Annotated in this window: 10 protein-coding genes, 2 rRNA genes and 1 pseudogene (1 of these 13 only partly in view); 5 read left to right on the top strand and 8 right to left on the bottom strand. The window is 42.3% G+C overall.

Annotated elements, in window-relative coordinates; all coding sequences use genetic code 11:
- A 23S ribosomal RNA gene (locus FUT79_RS11005) occupies positions 1-1540 on the top strand (it extends 1422 nt beyond the left edge of the window).
- Between the two features lie 228 nt (positions 1541-1768).
- Positions 1769-1880, top strand: a 5S ribosomal RNA gene (rrf, locus tag FUT79_RS11000).
- Positions 1881-1965: 85 nt separating this feature from the next.
- Here rrf and FUT79_RS10995 read toward each other — a convergent pair.
- From FUT79_RS10995 to pheS, 3 genes and pseudogenes are all read right to left on the bottom strand, one after another.
- A pseudogene (locus FUT79_RS10995) lies at positions 1966-2898 on the bottom strand (IS3 family transposase); the annotation flags it as partial.
- The gene (locus FUT79_RS10990; RefSeq protein WP_024752184.1) at positions 2880-3161 is read right to left on the bottom strand and encodes a transposase; all 282 of its coding nucleotides are present in this window, start codon (positions 3159-3161) and stop codon (positions 2880-2882) included. The pseudogene FUT79_RS10995 and the gene FUT79_RS10990, both read right to left, overlap by 19 nt.
- A 272-nt stretch (positions 3162-3433) precedes the next feature.
- Positions 3434-4981, bottom strand: a complete 1548-nt coding sequence (pheS, locus tag FUT79_RS10985; RefSeq protein ID WP_024753293.1) for a phenylalanine--tRNA ligase subunit alpha — start codon at positions 4979-4981, stop codon at positions 3434-3436.
- A 437-nt stretch (positions 4982-5418) separates the two neighbouring features.
- Here pheS and FUT79_RS10980 point away from each other — a divergent pair, with 437 nt between their 5' ends.
- Positions 5419-6045, top strand: a complete 627-nt coding sequence (locus tag FUT79_RS10980) for a P13 family porin (protein ID WP_024753294.1) — start codon at positions 5419-5421, stop codon at positions 6043-6045.
- 270 nt (positions 6046-6315) lie between these two features.
- Positions 6316-7035: a hypothetical protein gene (locus FUT79_RS10975; RefSeq protein ID WP_044634368.1), complete on the top strand. Its 720-nt coding sequence runs from the start codon at positions 6316-6318 to the stop codon at positions 7033-7035.
- Between the two features lie 76 nt (positions 7036-7111).
- Here the strand turns inward: FUT79_RS10975 and rpsG are convergent, their stop codons facing one another.
- Positions 7112-7582 carry a 30S ribosomal protein S7 gene (gene rpsG, locus FUT79_RS10970; protein ID WP_002698755.1) on the bottom strand — a complete coding sequence of 157 codons (471 nt, stop codon included), beginning with the start codon at positions 7580-7582 and terminating at the stop codon, positions 7112-7114.
- Positions 7583-7593: 11 nt separating this feature from the next.
- Positions 7594-7968 (bottom strand): 30S ribosomal protein S12, encoded by a 375-nt coding sequence (gene rpsL / locus FUT79_RS10965; RefSeq protein WP_024753296.1) that lies wholly within the window; start codon positions 7966-7968, stop codon positions 7594-7596.
- A 550-nt stretch (positions 7969-8518) separates the two neighbouring features.
- Between rpsL and FUT79_RS10960 the strand changes: the two genes are divergently transcribed.
- Positions 8519-10348: a flavocytochrome c gene (locus FUT79_RS10960; protein WP_280525089.1), complete on the top strand. Its 1830-nt coding sequence runs from the start codon at positions 8519-8521 to the stop codon at positions 10346-10348.
- A 536-nt stretch (positions 10349-10884) separates the two neighbouring features.
- Here FUT79_RS10960 and FUT79_RS10955 read toward each other — a convergent pair.
- The 3 genes from FUT79_RS10955 to FUT79_RS15370 all read right to left on the bottom strand — a co-directional run bounded on the left by FUT79_RS10955 (position 10885) and on the right by FUT79_RS15370 (position 15179).
- The gene (locus tag FUT79_RS10955; RefSeq protein WP_176978658.1) at positions 10885-12081 is read right to left on the bottom strand and encodes an aminoacetone oxidase family FAD-binding enzyme; all 1197 of its coding nucleotides are present in this window, start codon (positions 12079-12081) and stop codon (positions 10885-10887) included.
- 465 nt (positions 12082-12546) lie between these two features.
- Positions 12547-14808 carry a magnesium-translocating P-type ATPase gene (gene mgtA, locus FUT79_RS10950; RefSeq protein WP_197071893.1) on the bottom strand — a complete coding sequence of 754 codons (2262 nt, stop codon included), beginning with the start codon at positions 14806-14808 and terminating at the stop codon, positions 12547-12549.
- Entirely contained in the window at positions 14802-15179 is a 378-nt protein-coding gene (locus FUT79_RS15370) for a cation-transporting P-type ATPase (RefSeq protein WP_197071891.1), read from the bottom strand. The genes mgtA and FUT79_RS15370 overlap by 7 nt, the downstream gene beginning before the upstream one ends.
- Positions 15180-15556 lie beyond the last annotated feature (377 nt).

The raw sequence follows: 15556 nt of genomic DNA, 5'->3' as shown, positions 1-15556 counted from the left end.
GAAGGTCGTAGTCGATGGGAAATCGGTTTAGAATCCGATACCTCTTATAATTTCGAAGGCAGGACGCATGAGGTGAAACCCGTCCGGAGAATGGTAGTTCCGGTCGAAGCACGCGAGCCGTTTGACAAGTGGTAGGCAAATCCGCCACTTTAGGTAAGCTGCGACAGCGAGTGTAGCGATGAGCGAAACGAAGCGGGCGTAATCATGGTGCCAGGAAATACTGTCTAAGGTTAGGTTATAAGGGACCGTACCGTAAACCGACACAGGTAGGAAGGATGAGAAATCTAAGGCGCTCGAGAGAACTCGCGTTAAGGAACTCGGCAAAATGCACACGTAACTTCGGAAGAAGTGTGACCTCTGTTTAGTAATGAGTGGAGGTGGCAGAAAGCAGGCCCAGGCGACTGTTTATCAAAAACACAGCCATCTGCGAATCAGCAATGAGACGTATAGGTGGTGACACCTGCCCGGTGCCGGAAGGTTAAGAGGAGAGGTAAGCAGCAATGCGAAGCTTTGAATTGAAGCCCCGGTAAACGGCGGCCGTAACTATAACGGTCCTAAGGTAGCGAAATTCCTTGTCGGGTAAGTTCCGACCCGCACGAATGGTGTAACGATTCTGGGCACTGTCTCAACGCGAGACTCGGTGAAATTTATATGCCGGTAAAGAAGCCGGCTACCCATAGTTAGACGGAAAGACCCCGTGAACCTTCACCGTAACTTATTATTGGGACTTGATGTATCATGTGTAGAATAGGTGGGAGACTATGAAACCCGACCGTTAGGTTAGGTGGAGTCGCCAAGTGAAATACCACCCTTGATACATCAGGTTTCTAACCTCTGACCGTGAAACCGGTAGAGGGACAGTGATAGGCAGGCGGTTTGACTGGGGCGGTCGCCTCCTAAAAGGTAACGGAGGTGCGCGAAGGTCTCCTCACGCCGGTTGGAAATCGGCGCGCGAGTGTAAAGGCACAAGGAGGCTTGACTGCGAGAGTGACAGCTCGAGCAGGTACGAAAGTAGGTCTTAGTGATCTGGCGGTAGCGAGTGGAAGCGCCGTCACTTAACGGATAAAAGGTACTCCGGGGATAACAGGCTGATTTTCCCCAAGAGTTCACATCGACGGGAAAGTTTGGCACCTCGATGTCGGCTCATCGCATCCTGGGGCTGAAGTAGGTCCCAAGGGTTTGGCTGTTCGCCAATTAAAGCGGTACGTGAGCTGGGTTCAGAACGTCGCGAGACAGTTCGGTCCCTATCTGCTATGGGCGTTGGATATGTGAGAGGAGCTGCTTTTAGTACGAGAGGACCGAAGTGGACGAACCTCTGGTGTACCAGTTATCCTGCCAAGGGTAAGTGCTGGGTAGCTACGTTCGGAAGGGATAACCGCTGAAGGCATCTAAGCGGGAAGCCCACCTCAAGATGACATATCCCTAGAGGGTTTAACCCTCTCTAAAGACCCCTTGCACACTACAAGGTTGATAGGTTGGAGGTCTAAGCACAGTAATGTGTTCAGCCGACCAATACTAATAGGTCGTGAGGCTTGACCATATTATCGACTCTTTTTTAATATATTTCTTTGTTTTCTTCTCCTTATTCCTTTTTTTAAGGAAAGTACGGTACGGTAGGTATCGACTCCTTGAAATGAGGTAAACGGTTCCAATCACGTGGTGTGTTGCGTGAAAATGGAACTGTGTAAAAACCCTAAAAAGGGGGTGTGTCAAAGCACTTCCTTATGATAAAAAGAACACACAAACGCATTAATTTTGTTATTAATTGCCCGGTTACCATAGTGGAGAGGTAATACCCGTTCCCATCCCGAACACGGAAGTCAAGCTCTCTTACGCCGATGATACTGCTGATCAGGTGGGAAAGTAGGTAGTAGCCGGGCTTTTTTTTGCTCTTTGTACAATCGACAAGCTCCTTTCATGGAAATGTCAATATCAGTTCAGTATTTTTATCCCCTAAATGTATGTTCAAGCCACTCCATTCTTTTTCTTTGTGACTTTCAGCCGATACAGTGTCGGCGGTAAACCATCCTCATTAACCGTATTGATTCTTTTCCGGTTGTAATAGACCATGGTGTATTGCCATACAAGCGTTTTCACTTGTTCCCGCATCATCTTTGTTGTATCTATTCTATATAAAAGTTCTTTCTTTAGTGTTGCAAAAAAACTTTCCATGCGCGCATTGTCATAACATTTTCCAACATCACTCATGCTTTGGATAGCTTTGAATTTTCCAAGCGTTTGTTTATACGCTATGCTTGTAAATTGGCTTCCGGCATCACTGTGAACTATGACTCCGGCTCCAGGCTGCCTCATTTCAAACGCTTCGGTTAGTGCTCGTATGCACAACTCTTTTTTCATATTACTATCCATCGCAAGCGAGACAATCTCTCCGCCGCAGGCATCGAACATCGGACAGATGTATAATTTTCCGTCAGCGCAGGGAACTTCTGTTATGTCCGTGAAGTAGAGTGTATCCGGTTCTGATGCATAAAAGTTTCGCTTTACTAAATTTTCAGGTCGTTGCGCTTTTTTATCCGCTTTGGTAAGTCCGTCAGGACTTCTGCGGCTTTCATGCAGGAGATTTCCCTTTTTCATGGCATTTCGTACCGTCGCATACGACTTGGGATTGCCTCGCTGCTTAAGAGCGCTCACCATTCGCACAACGCCATAATTATCATTGTAATAATCTTCCTCGATAATCTTATGTATTTCGGCCAGAAGAAGCTGCCAGCGTTTCGGTTTATTACGATTTTGTTTCCATTTGTAATAGCCTCTTTCGCTGACGCCTAACGCTTTGCATATCGACAAAACCGGATGGCTTTTTTTGCCGTCGGCATTTTCATACGTGTAAAAAATATATGCAAAGATAGTGCTTTTTTTCACTTCTTCCAGCCCTTCACGAAAAAAGCGAGTGCGCCTTGCAAGATTTCGTTGGCTTCTTTGAGCTCTTTGATTTCGCGTTGGAGCTGTCTCTCTCGCTCATCCAAAACGATAGCTTTTGCCGTTGCAGCTCCGTCGCTTGCTTTATAGCGATTTTTCGTTTTTCGCCAATCGGTCAGCGTCCCGTATGAAATACCGAGATTCTTCGCCGCTTCTTTTGTGCCGATTTCATCAGACAGTTGTAATGCCTGCTGTTTAAATTCTTGACTATAACGTCGCATAGTATCCTCCTACTATTCCCTATTATATACCTTAGGGGCTTTTTTGACTGTACGTTTATTATATCCTTCCAAAACTGTATTTTTAGTATTGTATCAGTGTAGAATGTGGAACGATGAGTTTCAGCAATTTATAATTTTGTGTTGTACTTTTAAACATCGTTTGACTTTGTTCTGATTTTTTAGAAGTGGAAGCTCCCGCCTCTTTTTTAACAATGAAAATAACCTCTCGGAATCTTACATTGTACAAGAGTCGGGTGTGATACGTACATTGCTTATTTTCTTAAGCGTACCGCTTCAATGTCGGAACTGAAAAGTTCGCGCAGGTCGTTTAAGCCGAGTGCCATGAGCGCCATGCGGTCAATGCCGATTCCCCATGCCAGAACGGGAACATCGACTCCCATTGCGCGGGTTACTTCGGGACGGAGGATGCCCGAGCCGCCAAGCTCAAACCAGCCGAGTACCGGGTGTTTGATATGCACTTCGATTGAGGGCTCAGTAAAGGGGAAATAGCCGCCCACGTATTTAACTTCGGTGGCGCCCGCAATTTCTACCGCAAACATTTTCAGTATGCCGAGCAGAGTTTTTAAATTGACATTTTTCCCGAGTACAATACCTTCGGTTTGATAAAAATCGGATAAATGGGTTGCGTCAACCTTATCATACCGGAAGCAGCGCACAATGCCGAAATACTTGCCGGGGATTTTTGCCTTCGCAAGCTGATGCGCCGAAAGCACGGTTCCCTGACTGCGTAACAAAAGACGGCGGGTGAAATCCCGGTCAAATTGATAGCCCCAGCCGCGGCTGCCCGTGTTGCCACCGGTTTCGTGCACTTCCGCAACTCGGGATAAAAAAGGCTCTTCAATGCTTTTTGCATGCGTTGGATTTTTAATATAGTATACGTCATGGATATCGCGGGCGGCATGGAACTGCGGCATAAATAAGGCATCCGAATTCCAGAAATCGGTTTCAACCAGCGGGCCGTCAAATTCTTCAAAGCCGAGCGAGCAAAGTTTGTCTTTAACGCCTTCCAAAAAATCCGAATAAGCGCTCGGCCTGCCGGAAAGAACGCGGGCGGGCGGCAGCTGAATATTATAGCTTCTGAATGCCTGCCCCTTCCATTCTCCGGTTTTTAAACTTTCAGCGGTAAGTTGCCCGATTTCATCGCCGGTAATGCCCGCCTTAGCAAGGGCTTCCTGCAAGGCGGAAACGCCCGATTTAAAAGCATAGGTAACGCTGTCCCGCTCCGCAATTTTAAAAAAACTTGCAGAGGCACCGCGCTTTTTTGCAATACTGCCCATCGCTTGCAATTCCTGTGCGGAAAGCTCTGATTGAGCAAGCTTTTTATCGGCGGAATCACGTGCTTTTTGCAAAAGCGCCGGAATTAGCCGGAACCGCTCGCTTTCGGGCTCTTTTACAAAAAGAACCTTTTTTTCCGCATTCATACTCACCGCGCCTTCTTTTGCAAGTTGCCCGTATGAGGCGCCAACATCTCGCTCTTCTATTCCGAGCTGCGCAGCAATTTCCTTAAAGTTCAGAGCGCCTTTTTCTTTCAGCACCCGCAGTATTCGTTGTTCGGGAGTTCCTTCGTTTGCAGCCTCCTCGCCAAACGGCGTAAGCTCAAAAAACGTTTTTGTTTCTCTGCTTTTTTCTTCGATAATATCCTTCATTTGGAGCCATGAAAAAGCCTGATTGGCGTGCCCTTCTTTATACGCTAAACGCGCTTCAAGCTCGGCAGCGGAAAGCAGCTCATGCTCCTTAAAGTTTTTTAATACCTTTATCTCAAGCGGATGCAAATTTTTGATAATCGATTCAATATCCATAGTAACTCCTGTTATAATGAACGAAAGTATACGAGTTTTAGTGTTTTTTTTCAATACGCTAACTGCATGGAACAAGGTATACGCATGAATGTAGCGTTTTTTTGATAACTCGATTATTTTTCTTAAATGCATTTTATACTTTTGTTTTTAAACTGGTTGACTTAGTTTTATCGCAAATGAAAAAAAAGGCATGGATTTTGCTGTCGCTGCGACTTTTTGTTGCGCGATTTTAGGTGCGCAAAAATGATCCGGCTTCGCATCTTAAAAAAAATGCTTTGTCGTCCGTGGCAAAAACTACCTTATTTAATTGTATATGGGTTATTAGAATTTATTGGGCAATATTATCGGAATAACCACATTTATGTCTTGCCGCGGTTAAGATTGACAAAGACTTTCCGATATTTTATAGTGTATTTAAATTTAAAATGGAGGGTAGCATGGGGAAGCTTTTAATAGAAAAGAAATTGCTTTTTTTTTGTTTTATGCTGATAACCGCGGAAGTGCTTAGTGCGCAAAGTAATTTTGCGAAAATTCAGTTGCTTATCGATAAAGGACTTCACAAAAATAAGGCTGAGATTGCATTGCTTGCTGCAGATTTAACTGATCAGGAGCGAGTAACTTTGCTTAATCGAAACACCTTATCGCTTGATATTCCTATGCTTTTAAATGGAGTTATTGGATTTGGCTCAGGATCTTTTGTAAACAAAGATTATATTGCAGGCGGAATTCATTGCGGTATTGATGTTGCTTGTACAATAACATCAATAACTGTAGGGTATTTGTATTCTACTCGTATGATGAATAGTGCAACTTCATATGATTCTGATAAAATGTTGAAAGATACAAAAATAGTTTTGTATACAGCGATTACCGGTTTTTCCGTGCTTGCAATAAACAAGATTGCACAGTTGATAACGCTTCCGGTATACACAAACAAGTATAATGCCGCCTTGCATGATGCGCTTTTAGGGCAAGGAGTTGCGGCGAAAAAACCAGTGAAAATACAGCTTTTCCCCGTATTTGTCCCTGAAAATATCGGGCTTGCTCTCGCGGTTGATTATTAAGTTATACATTACATTAACTGCGGAATATTTTCGATGCGTGAGGGATTGTAGGGGTTGCGGGACATTTTTTCAAAAATGTTCCGCAAGATCCTTTTGCGGCGCCAATTTCAGCCGCAAAAGAGCCGGAGCGAAGCGGAGCCCCGAAAAGCCCGGCGCACAATCAGGATATTTGTGCGCCACGCCCTATATAAAAATTTGCACCATTTGAAACCTTTTGCTTTTTTAGAGGTTTTTTAAAAAGCATGTACGTAATATCCTAAGGAGATTGTAATGAGACGATTGTTTTTTTCTTTTATGGTATCGGTTACCATATTGCTTGTTTTTTCCGGTTGTGCACCGCGAGCAGAGATCAAGGTTTTTCCGAACGGGAATGCCTCAATGAAAATAAAAATAATACCGGGAAAAACTACTGAGGAAGTTTTGGTCAGATTTGCACAGATGTCGGACACACAGGAAAATAAGGATAGCATATTTGATATTCCCGATATAAAAGAGAATCTTGTCAAACAAGGATTCACGGTAAGGGCATTGGAGAAAAAATCTTTTGCGGGACTTGAGGCGGATATTGGGGCAAGATGGAATCAGTCTTTGATAAAAAGTGTATTGAACACTAAAAAGGGAACGATTGATTTTCATTTAGCGCCTGAAGATTTAAAAGAGATTCATGCGCTTTTGCCCGATGAGAGCAAAGAATATGCGGATTTATTAATGGCTCCCGTTTTTACCGGAGAAGAGTTGTCTGTGGATGAGTATAAGGCTGTAGTTTTTTCCGCATATGGTGAAAAAATTGCAAAAGAGCTTACGCAGTCTTCATTTGATTTTACGATTCGCTGTCCCGGGAAAGTTCAAACGGCAAGTATTGAGCCGGTCGGGAAGGTAACTTATCAAAAAAATGCCGATACGGTAAAAGCAGTTGTTCCGCTTGTTGATATATTGACATTAAAAGAGAAGGTGAATGTGCATATCGAGTATAAGCCTTCTTCCAATTAATGAGTTTTTAGAGGGAAATAAAAAAAAGGAAAAGCTTTTTGAGCTTTTCCTTTTTTTCGGCCATTCGTTATGAAGACTACCAGCGATAGTGAGCAAACGCTTTGTTTGCTTCTGCCATTCGGTGCGTATCTTCTTTCTTTTTAAAGGCGGTGCCGGTGTTGTTGTATGCGTCAATTATTTCAGCGGCAAGCCTTTCGGGCATACCGTGTCCTGAGCGCTTGCGAGCGGCAGCTATGAGCCAGCGCATTCCAAGAGCTTCCCGACGGGATTCACGGATTTCTATCGGAACCTGATACGTAGCCCCTCCCACGCGGCGGGATTTTACCTCTACAAGCGGCTTCACATTTTCAAGCGCTTTGGTAAAAACCTCTAAAGGCTCTTCTCCGGTTTTCTCTTTAATGTTGTCAAAACAGGCATATAAAATATGTGTGGTTGTTGATTTTTTTCCGTCAAGCATCATGCGTGAAATAAATTTTGATAAAACAACGCTGTTATACCGGGTATCGGGAGCAACCGGTCTGTTTATTGATTTCTTTTTACGTCCCATTGCTTTTCCCCTTATGCCTTTGGTTTTTTTGCGCCGTACTTTGAGCGCCCTCGTTTACGATCTGCAACCCCGAGTGCATCTTTTGTTCCGCGAATAATATGATAGCGCACACCGGGAAGGTCCTTAACACGTCCGCCTCGAATAAGCACAACGGAGTGTTCCTGCAAGTTATGTCCGATACCGGGAATGTATGCAGTTACTTCAATACCGTTACTTAAACGAACACGGGCGACTTTACGCAATGCGGAGTTCGGTTTTTTCGGTGTAAAAGTCATTACACGAGTACAAACTCCTCTTTTCTGCGGGCACGCCTGCAAAGCGGGACTTTTAGTCCTCGAAACAGCGGCTTTTCGCCCTTTTTTTATAAGTTGATTGATTGTAGGCATCTGCCTTAACTCCTTACTATATTCCGCCAGCACTACGGATGATTTACAGCCAACGGCTGCAGGTTACAAAATTGATTAAAAAACAACAGCGCTATTGTACCGTAAATAATTGATTTTTGTCAAGAGCGGGAATTTTTCTGTCAGCCTTATGCATGAACAAAGGGCGACTACTGTAGCGTTTCGTAATTAACTTTCTGTTATAAAAATCGGAGTATCAACAATAAGAGACTGCGGATTTAAGCATTCCTATGGTAAATTGCTCACCGTTGCCAAGGCGAAGTTAAAATAAATCTTCAAAACTTCGCCCTTGCAAAATTTCAAACGATGTTTTAAAGCATCAACACAAAACTGCAAAATTGAAGCTTTAAAACTCGTCGGCGAAGTTGCAGTAAATTTTCAAAACTTCGCCCTTTTGCCGTGTCGGGCTCTTTTTTGTCAAAAGAAGTTATGTTGGGCAAAATAACATAAATTCTTCAGTTTTCAAAAGTATCGATAATAAAAGTATTGAAATTATTAAAAAAGCCTGCTACACTCCAGAATGGAGGTTTATGTGAAAAGATTATTTATAAGTTTAGCAGCGGTTATGGTATTGTTGTTTGCTTCTTGCGGAAACAAGGATACCTATACTGGTACGGCAAAAGGGAATAATGCCGATATTACGGTACAGGTAGGGTACAAAGATGGCGTTATTCAGAGCGTGAAGGTAACAAAACACGCCGAAACAGCGGGAGTTGCCGATGCGGCACTTGAAAAGATCCCTGAAGCTATTGTGGCTCATCAATCCTTAAATGTGGATATCATAAGCGGCGCAACCGAAACTTCAAAAGCAATTGTTAATGCGGTGAAGTCGGCTTTGCAATCGGCGAACGCGGATTTAAGCAAGTTTGACACCGCGGTAGTAAAAGAGCAGCGAGAAGCACAAGAACTTACAACCGATGTTGTGGTAATCGGTGCGGGCGGTGCGGGGTTAACTGCCGCAATTACCGCTGCAAGCGAAGGTAAAAAGGTCATTGTTTTAGAAAAAAAATCGATTGCCGGCGGGAATTCCACGCTTGCAACCGGCGGTATGAATGCAGCAAAAACATCGTATCAGGATAAAAATACTTTTGCGGAAGATAAGGGCGTTACTACAAAGATCGCCGCCGCTGAAAAAGACTATCCTGCATTAAAAGACTTAACCGCAACTGTAAAATCACAGTATGAAAAATACAAGAAAGATCCTAAAGGCTATTTTGATTCGGTTGAGTTGTTTGAACTTGATACAATGGTAGGCGGAAAAGCAACGAATAATCTGGAACTTGTAAAAACTCTTACCAAGAATTCAAAGGAGTCCCTTGAATGGCTTGCAACAATCGGTGCGGATTTAAAATCCGTCGGTTCTTTCGGCGGCGCAAGTGTAAAACGAATTCACAAGCCGGTGAACGCCGAAGGCAAAACCGTTGCGGTTGGCAGTTATCTGGTGCCGATTTTAGAAGCGCAGGCAAAAAAAGCGGGCGTGCAAATTATTTTTGACACCCCCGCATATGCGATTAAGCTAACTGATTCCGGTGTTACTGTTGAAGCCGAAGCGACTACTGTCCATGCAAAATCGGTGGTTATCGCAACAGGCGGCTTTGCGGGGAACTCCGAGATGGTAGAAAAGTATAAGCCTGAATTAAAGGGATTTGCCACAACCAACACTTCAGGAATTACCGGAGACGGTATCAAAATAGCGGATGCCTTGAATGCGGCTCTGGTTGATATGGAGCAGATTCAGATTCATCCGACTGTTGAGTATACCTCGAAGGCGCTTATCACCGAAGGTTTGCGCGGAGACGGTGCGATTTTGGTTAATCAGGACGGCAAACGCTTTTTTGACGAAACAAGCACCCGCGATAAAGTTTCCGCAGCGGAAATCGCGCAAAAAGGAAACTACGCTTATTTGATTATCGATCAAAGAATGGCGGACGCTTCCGCGGTTATTCAAGGCTATATCAAAAAAGGTTTTACCAAAACCGGTAAAACCATTGAAGAATTGGCAAAAGAGATAGAAATTACTCCCGAAACCTTAGCTGCAACCTTGCAAACATGGAACAAAGCGGTTGAGGCTAAAACAGATTCCGAGTTTAACAGAACATCGTTTGCTGAAAAACTGGATACAGCTCCCTTTTATGCAATTAAGGTGAGCCCCGGTGTACATCACACGATGGGCGGAATCAAGATCAACTCAAATGCCCAAGTAATTGATAAATCTGGTGCGGTTATCCCGCACGTATACGCTGCAGGTGAAGTTACCGGCGGCGTGCACGGAGCAAACCGCTTAGGCGGAAATGCGGTCGCCGATATCATTGTATTCGGTAGAATCGCCGGAAAACAAGCTGCCGCCAATGCCGGTAACTAAACCGGTTTTTGTAAGCGGTTCATCTTTTTAACGATAAAAGCGGTATCCGATAATTCATCGGATACCGCTTTTGCGTGTATAAGGCAAGGCGAAACAGGACAAGAGCACGAAAAACTTATTTTTGGGATTTACCTTGAATTGCTGAAATTTAAAACAATGTATATTAAATTCTGCTAGTGTAGCGTTTTGTAATTAACTTCCGGTTATACAAATTGGAGCACTAACAATGAGGGAGTGCAAATTTAAGCATTCCTATGGTAAATTGCTCGCCGTTGCGCCGTGTCGGACTCTTTTTATAAAATTTTTTATGTTTTGGTAAGATGTAGTGAAAAAATATAATTGACCTATTAAAAAAACGTTACACTAGCCGTTACACTTTAATGTACCGGAAGCTATAAAATTGAAACAATATTTTCCGCCGGTACAGCGTTCTGCAATTAACTTGCTGTGGTACTAATCGGAACGTCAACAGGAGGCTTGCGGATGTAAGCATTCCCTATGGGCAACTCTAATTTTACATAGATCATAGTTAAAACTCAAAAATTTTTTCCGGCAACGTAGCCGGTAACCATTGCAATGGTTAAATTATAACCGCCGAGTTCTCCGTGACAATCAAGCAGCTCGCCGCAAACTGCGAGGTTTTCAATTAGTTTTGATTTCATAGTTTTCGGATTGAGCTCGCCGGTGTTTAATCCGCCGCCCGTTACAAAGGCTTTTTCAATCGGCAAAGTTCCCTGCAATTTAAATCGATGATCAAAGATGAGACTATTAAAAACCGCTTTTTGTTCTTTGCTTAACTGGTGAAGCTTTAAGTTTAAACTAAAATCAATTTGAGCGGCAAGATAATCCCGCCAGCGTTTTGGCTGAATTTGTTTTAAGCAAGCTGCAATACTTTGTGATTTGTCCAAGTCGAGTTTATAATGCGTTACCGCCAAATTGCAATCCGTCTTTGTGACTTTGCTTACCTCATGCTGGCTTACCGCCTCCGATAAGATAAGTGCAGCCGGCCCGCTAAATCCAAAATGAGTGATGAGCAAATTCAGCCTGCTAGACTTTCGAATTTTATTATCGATGATTAAAGATGTTTCAACATTTTGCAGAGAAAGCCCTTGCAGTTCTTTAGTTTGAATAATTGCATCCTGACACACAAGCGGCACTTCGCAGGCATATAAGTCTGTAATGCTGTGCTCGAGTTTTTTTAACATTTGATAGCCCGCTCCTGTAGATCCTGTTTGCGGATAACTTTTACCGCCGGTAGCAAGAATAAGACCGTCGCAATTTATTATTTGTTCATCGGTTTTTACGCCAATTATTTTTTTCTCATCAACAATTAAGTCGATGGCTTTTGTTTGATATTTTATAACAACATTCCGGTTTTTTAAAAGCGATATAAATATATCCAGCACAGTTTGCGCTTTTTGTGTTTTAGGATACATGCGTTCATCTTCCTCTTCAATCAGAGGACAATTATTATCTTCAAAAAATTTTATTAAATCATAATTATCAAATTGACTAAACGCCGAATATAAAAACCGGCAAGAGCGGCTGCAATGCTGCAAAAAATTTTCTATTTCCCGCCTATTAGTTACATTACATCTGCCGTTACCTGTCAGTAATAATTTGCGACCGCAGTGCGCATTGGATTCCAACAAAATTACATTATGATTAAAACTCGCCTGATAAGCAGCCATCATTCCGGCAGGTCCGCCGCCAATTACAATTATTGTTTTCATTTTATTTTTGCTCATTGATATAATATATCTCGACAAACTATTTTTACGTGTTCGTTGATTTAGGTTTACATCTTCCATTTAGTTTAATTTATTTCCGGTAAGTTTATACTGCATTGAGTTCATATTCAATAGGTCTTATTTATTTTTAATAACGCCGATAATAAAATTAGGCTCTTTCAACTTCGATGGGCAAAAGGCCGCACCCTTTACGATGGAACCTATACTCGCTTCCGGCATAACGGTTTTTGATAACTCGATCCGTTTTTAATACCTCATGAAACTAAACCACGAGTTTTAAAACTCCCTGTTATAAAAAGGAGCCCGACACAATGGTTTAGTTTTTGACGTCCTTGTCAAAAACTAAACCTGCGAGTTTTAAAGCTTTGTAAATTACTTTGCTTTAAAACATCGCTTCTGTTTGGAACCACGGGCGTCCGTGGCATTCTGCGTTGAGGAGTTATCTACTTACAACAGCTCCCCAAATCTTTTTGTGTAAATCTTTTTTACAATCGTAACCAGCACAAGATAAGCGGCGACTGTTGACGCTAATAGTATCCAATATGTATTCGGCAAAATGGTGAGCTCTAAAAAACTTCCGATATGCGTAAACGGAATAAGTGTTCCGACAAAGATTCCCAATAACGTAATTGTCGCCATAATAAAGGATGGTCTGCTTTCTACAAACGGAAGTTTTCGTGTGCGCAGTGCATAAAGAACTAATGTTTGTGTCCACAAGCTCATTATAAACCAGCCCGTGTGAAACAAGGATTCAAAATGTTCTTGTCCTGCTTCGGTAAATGAAGAATACGTGCCGCCTAAAGCAGAGGGTATTAATACAAAAAATAAAATAATAAAAGTTGTAATATCAAAAATGGAGCTTGTTGGGCCGAACCAAATCATAAAATCTTTGATGCTTGATGCATTCCATTTTTTTGGTTGTCGTAAATATTCTTTATCCATTTTGTCCCACGGAATTGACATGCAGGAAATATCATATACTAAATTTAAAAACAATAATTGAATTGGAGTCATCGGCAAAAACGGCAAGCAAATACTTGCTAAAAGCAAAGCAAAAATATTTCCGAAGTTGGAACTCGTTGTCGCTTTGATGTACTTCATAATGTTTCCGAATACTTCACGCCCTGAAACAATGCCTTCTTCGAGCACCATTAAATCTTTCTCCAAAAGAATAACATCTGCTGACTCTTTTGCAATATCAACTGCGTTGTCTACGGAAATAGCAACATCGGCGGCGCGCATTGCAGGCGAATCGTTTATACCGTCTCCCAAAAATCCGACTACATGCCCGCCGTCTCTTAAGGCGCGAACGAGGGCTGCTTTTTGACCCGGGTTTAACTTTACAAAAACATTATGAGTTCGTGCAATTTCGCGAAGCTCTTCTTCACTGCAGCCGAGTAATTGTTCACCTTGAATAATTTCGCCGTACTCAATACCGACTTGTTCACATACAGCTTTGGTAACCAAGGCATTATCTCCGGTGAGAACTTTTACATCAACATGATGCTCGTGCAGGGCTTCCAGAGCCTTTGAAGTTGTTTCCTTTGGCGGATCTAAAAAAGCCAAATAACCTATCAACACCATTTCCGATTCGTCCTTAACGGAAAACTTTCCCACTGCGGGAGGGTTTGTTTTTTGTGCAACACCGAGAACGCGCAAACCCTGACTGTTTAATTCGTCTACCGTTGCCAACACTTTTTGCCGCTCTTCTTCTGTCAGCGGGCGAACATCATTACCGTGGTCAACAAAACTTGAAATACTAAGCATTTCTTCAATGGCGCCCTTGGCAATCATTTGTGTCTTTCCTTCGCGGTTTGCCACTACAACACTCATTCTTCGCCGTTGAAAGTCAAAAGGAATTTCATCAACCTTTTCATATTTAAATGAGGCAGTGTCCAGCTCCTCATTGGCAGCTTCGACGATGGCTATGTCCAAAAGATTTCGCAGCCCTGTTTGATAATAACTGTTTAAATACGCGTGCCGCAAAACTCGCTGATTTGACTTTCCGTCTATCCCCAAGTGATATTCTAAAACAATTTTATCCTGCGTAAGCGTTCCTGTTTTATCCGTACATAGCACATCAATAGCACCGAAGTTTTGCATCGCATTAAGCTTGCGGATAATGGTTCCCCGCTTCGCCATATCAATCGCTCCTTTTACAAGATTGGTTGTTACAATCATCGGCAACATTTCCGGAGTTAAGCCTACTGCAACTGAAATACCGAATAGCAAAGCTTGCAGCCAATCGCCTTTTGTTATTCCGTTAATTAAAATAACAGAAGGTGCCATAATGAGCATAAAACGAATTAACAACTTAGAAGTGTTTTCGATTCCCTTATCAAAACTTGTTTTAACAGGTGCGCGCGATAATTCTTCCGCAATAGAACCGAAAAGCGTATTCATACCGGTGCGTACAACAAGCCCGATTGCACTGCCGCTTACCACTTCGCTTCCGGTAAAGCAAAGCGTTTCGTATGAAGTCTCCTGATCAATTTTTTCTACCGTTGCAAGTGCGCGTTTTTCCACCGGATAACTTTCGCCGGTAAGCGAAGTTTGAGAAACGAACAAGTCCTTTGATTGAATAAGGCGCATATCCGCGGGGATCATGTCGCCGGCTGCTAAACGCACTACATCGCCGGGAACTAAAAACTCGGTAGGGATTTCTGAAAACTTACCGTCGCGGCAGACGTCCGAAGTTACTTCTACAATTGATTCAAGCTTTTTTGCGGCGTCGCTTGATTTTTATCTTGAATTAAAGAAACTGTTCCGCTTAAAATAACAAGGAACAAAATAATAAGAGCGCTTAAAGCGTCTTTTTCTCCGACCGGCGCTAAAACATATTCCGTTATAAAAGAAATTACGGAAAGAACTATGAGAACAAGCGTAAAAGGCGTTAAAAAAGATTTTATAATTAACTTTAACAGCGAATCGTCTTTTTGTTTTTCCGTTGTGTTTTCACCGTAAATTTCAAGGCGCTCGTCCGCCGTTTCTGTTGACAAACCAACTTTTGATGATTTAAAAATCGCAAATAAATCTTCAAGTGGCTCTTTTGCCAAATCAAAATACGATAACTCTTTCATCTTATTTTCCTCAATACGTGAATTTAGTTTTGCACACGCAAAATACTTTGTTAATTTATTTATATAAACTAAGCATCTCATAAAAATAGATATACTGCATATGATTTACCTTAGTTTTAATTTCTAAAAAGACGCATCTATCGTAATAATATATCTAATGGTGGAGTATAGTGTTTATTTTTAGTCATGTCAATTTTAATGCGAAGAAGGCTTTTGACTAGTGCAGCGTTTTTTAATAAGTCGATTATTTTTCTTAATGCATTTTATACAAATCGTAAAAATTTTATAAAAAAGAGTTCGACACGGCGCAACGGCGAGCAATTTACCATAGGAATGCTTAAATCCGCAGTTCCTTATTGTTGATACTCTGATTTTTA

The sequence above is a fragment of the Treponema phagedenis genome, from assembly GCF_008153345.1.
Classification (GTDB): Bacteria; Spirochaetota; Spirochaetia; order Treponematales; family Treponemataceae; genus Treponema; species Treponema phagedenis.
This window is presented reverse-complemented; position numbering and strand designations above follow the sequence as displayed.

What these genes read in the sequence shown, in the direction of transcription:
- FUT79_RS10975 (WP_044634368.1), top strand. Translation starts at nt 6,316, where the DNA reads ATGAGACGATTGTTTTTTTCTTTTATGGTATCGGTTACCATATTGCTT.
- rpsL (WP_024753296.1), bottom strand. Translation starts at nt 7,968, where the DNA reads ATGCCTACAATCAATCAACTTATAAAAAAAGGGCGAAAAGCCGCTGTT.
- FUT79_RS15370 (WP_197071891.1), bottom strand. Translation starts at nt 15,179, where the DNA reads ATGAAAGAGTTATCGTATTTTGATTTGGCAAAAGAGCCACTTGAAGAT.
- rpsG (WP_002698755.1), bottom strand. Translation starts at nt 7,582, where the DNA reads ATGGGACGTAAAAAGAAATCAATAAACAGACCGGTTGCTCCCGATACC.
- FUT79_RS10955 (WP_176978658.1), bottom strand. Translation starts at nt 12,081, where the DNA reads ATGAAAACAATAATTGTAATTGGCGGCGGACCTGCCGGAATGATGGCT.
- FUT79_RS10990 (WP_024752184.1), bottom strand. Translation starts at nt 3,161, where the DNA reads ATGCGACGTTATAGTCAAGAATTTAAACAGCAGGCATTACAACTGTCT.
- pheS (WP_024753293.1), bottom strand. Translation starts at nt 4,981, where the DNA reads ATGGATATTGAATCGATTATCAAAAATTTGCATCCGCTTGAGATAAAG.
- FUT79_RS10980 (WP_024753294.1), top strand. Translation starts at nt 5,419, where the DNA reads ATGGGGAAGCTTTTAATAGAAAAGAAATTGCTTTTTTTTTGTTTTATG.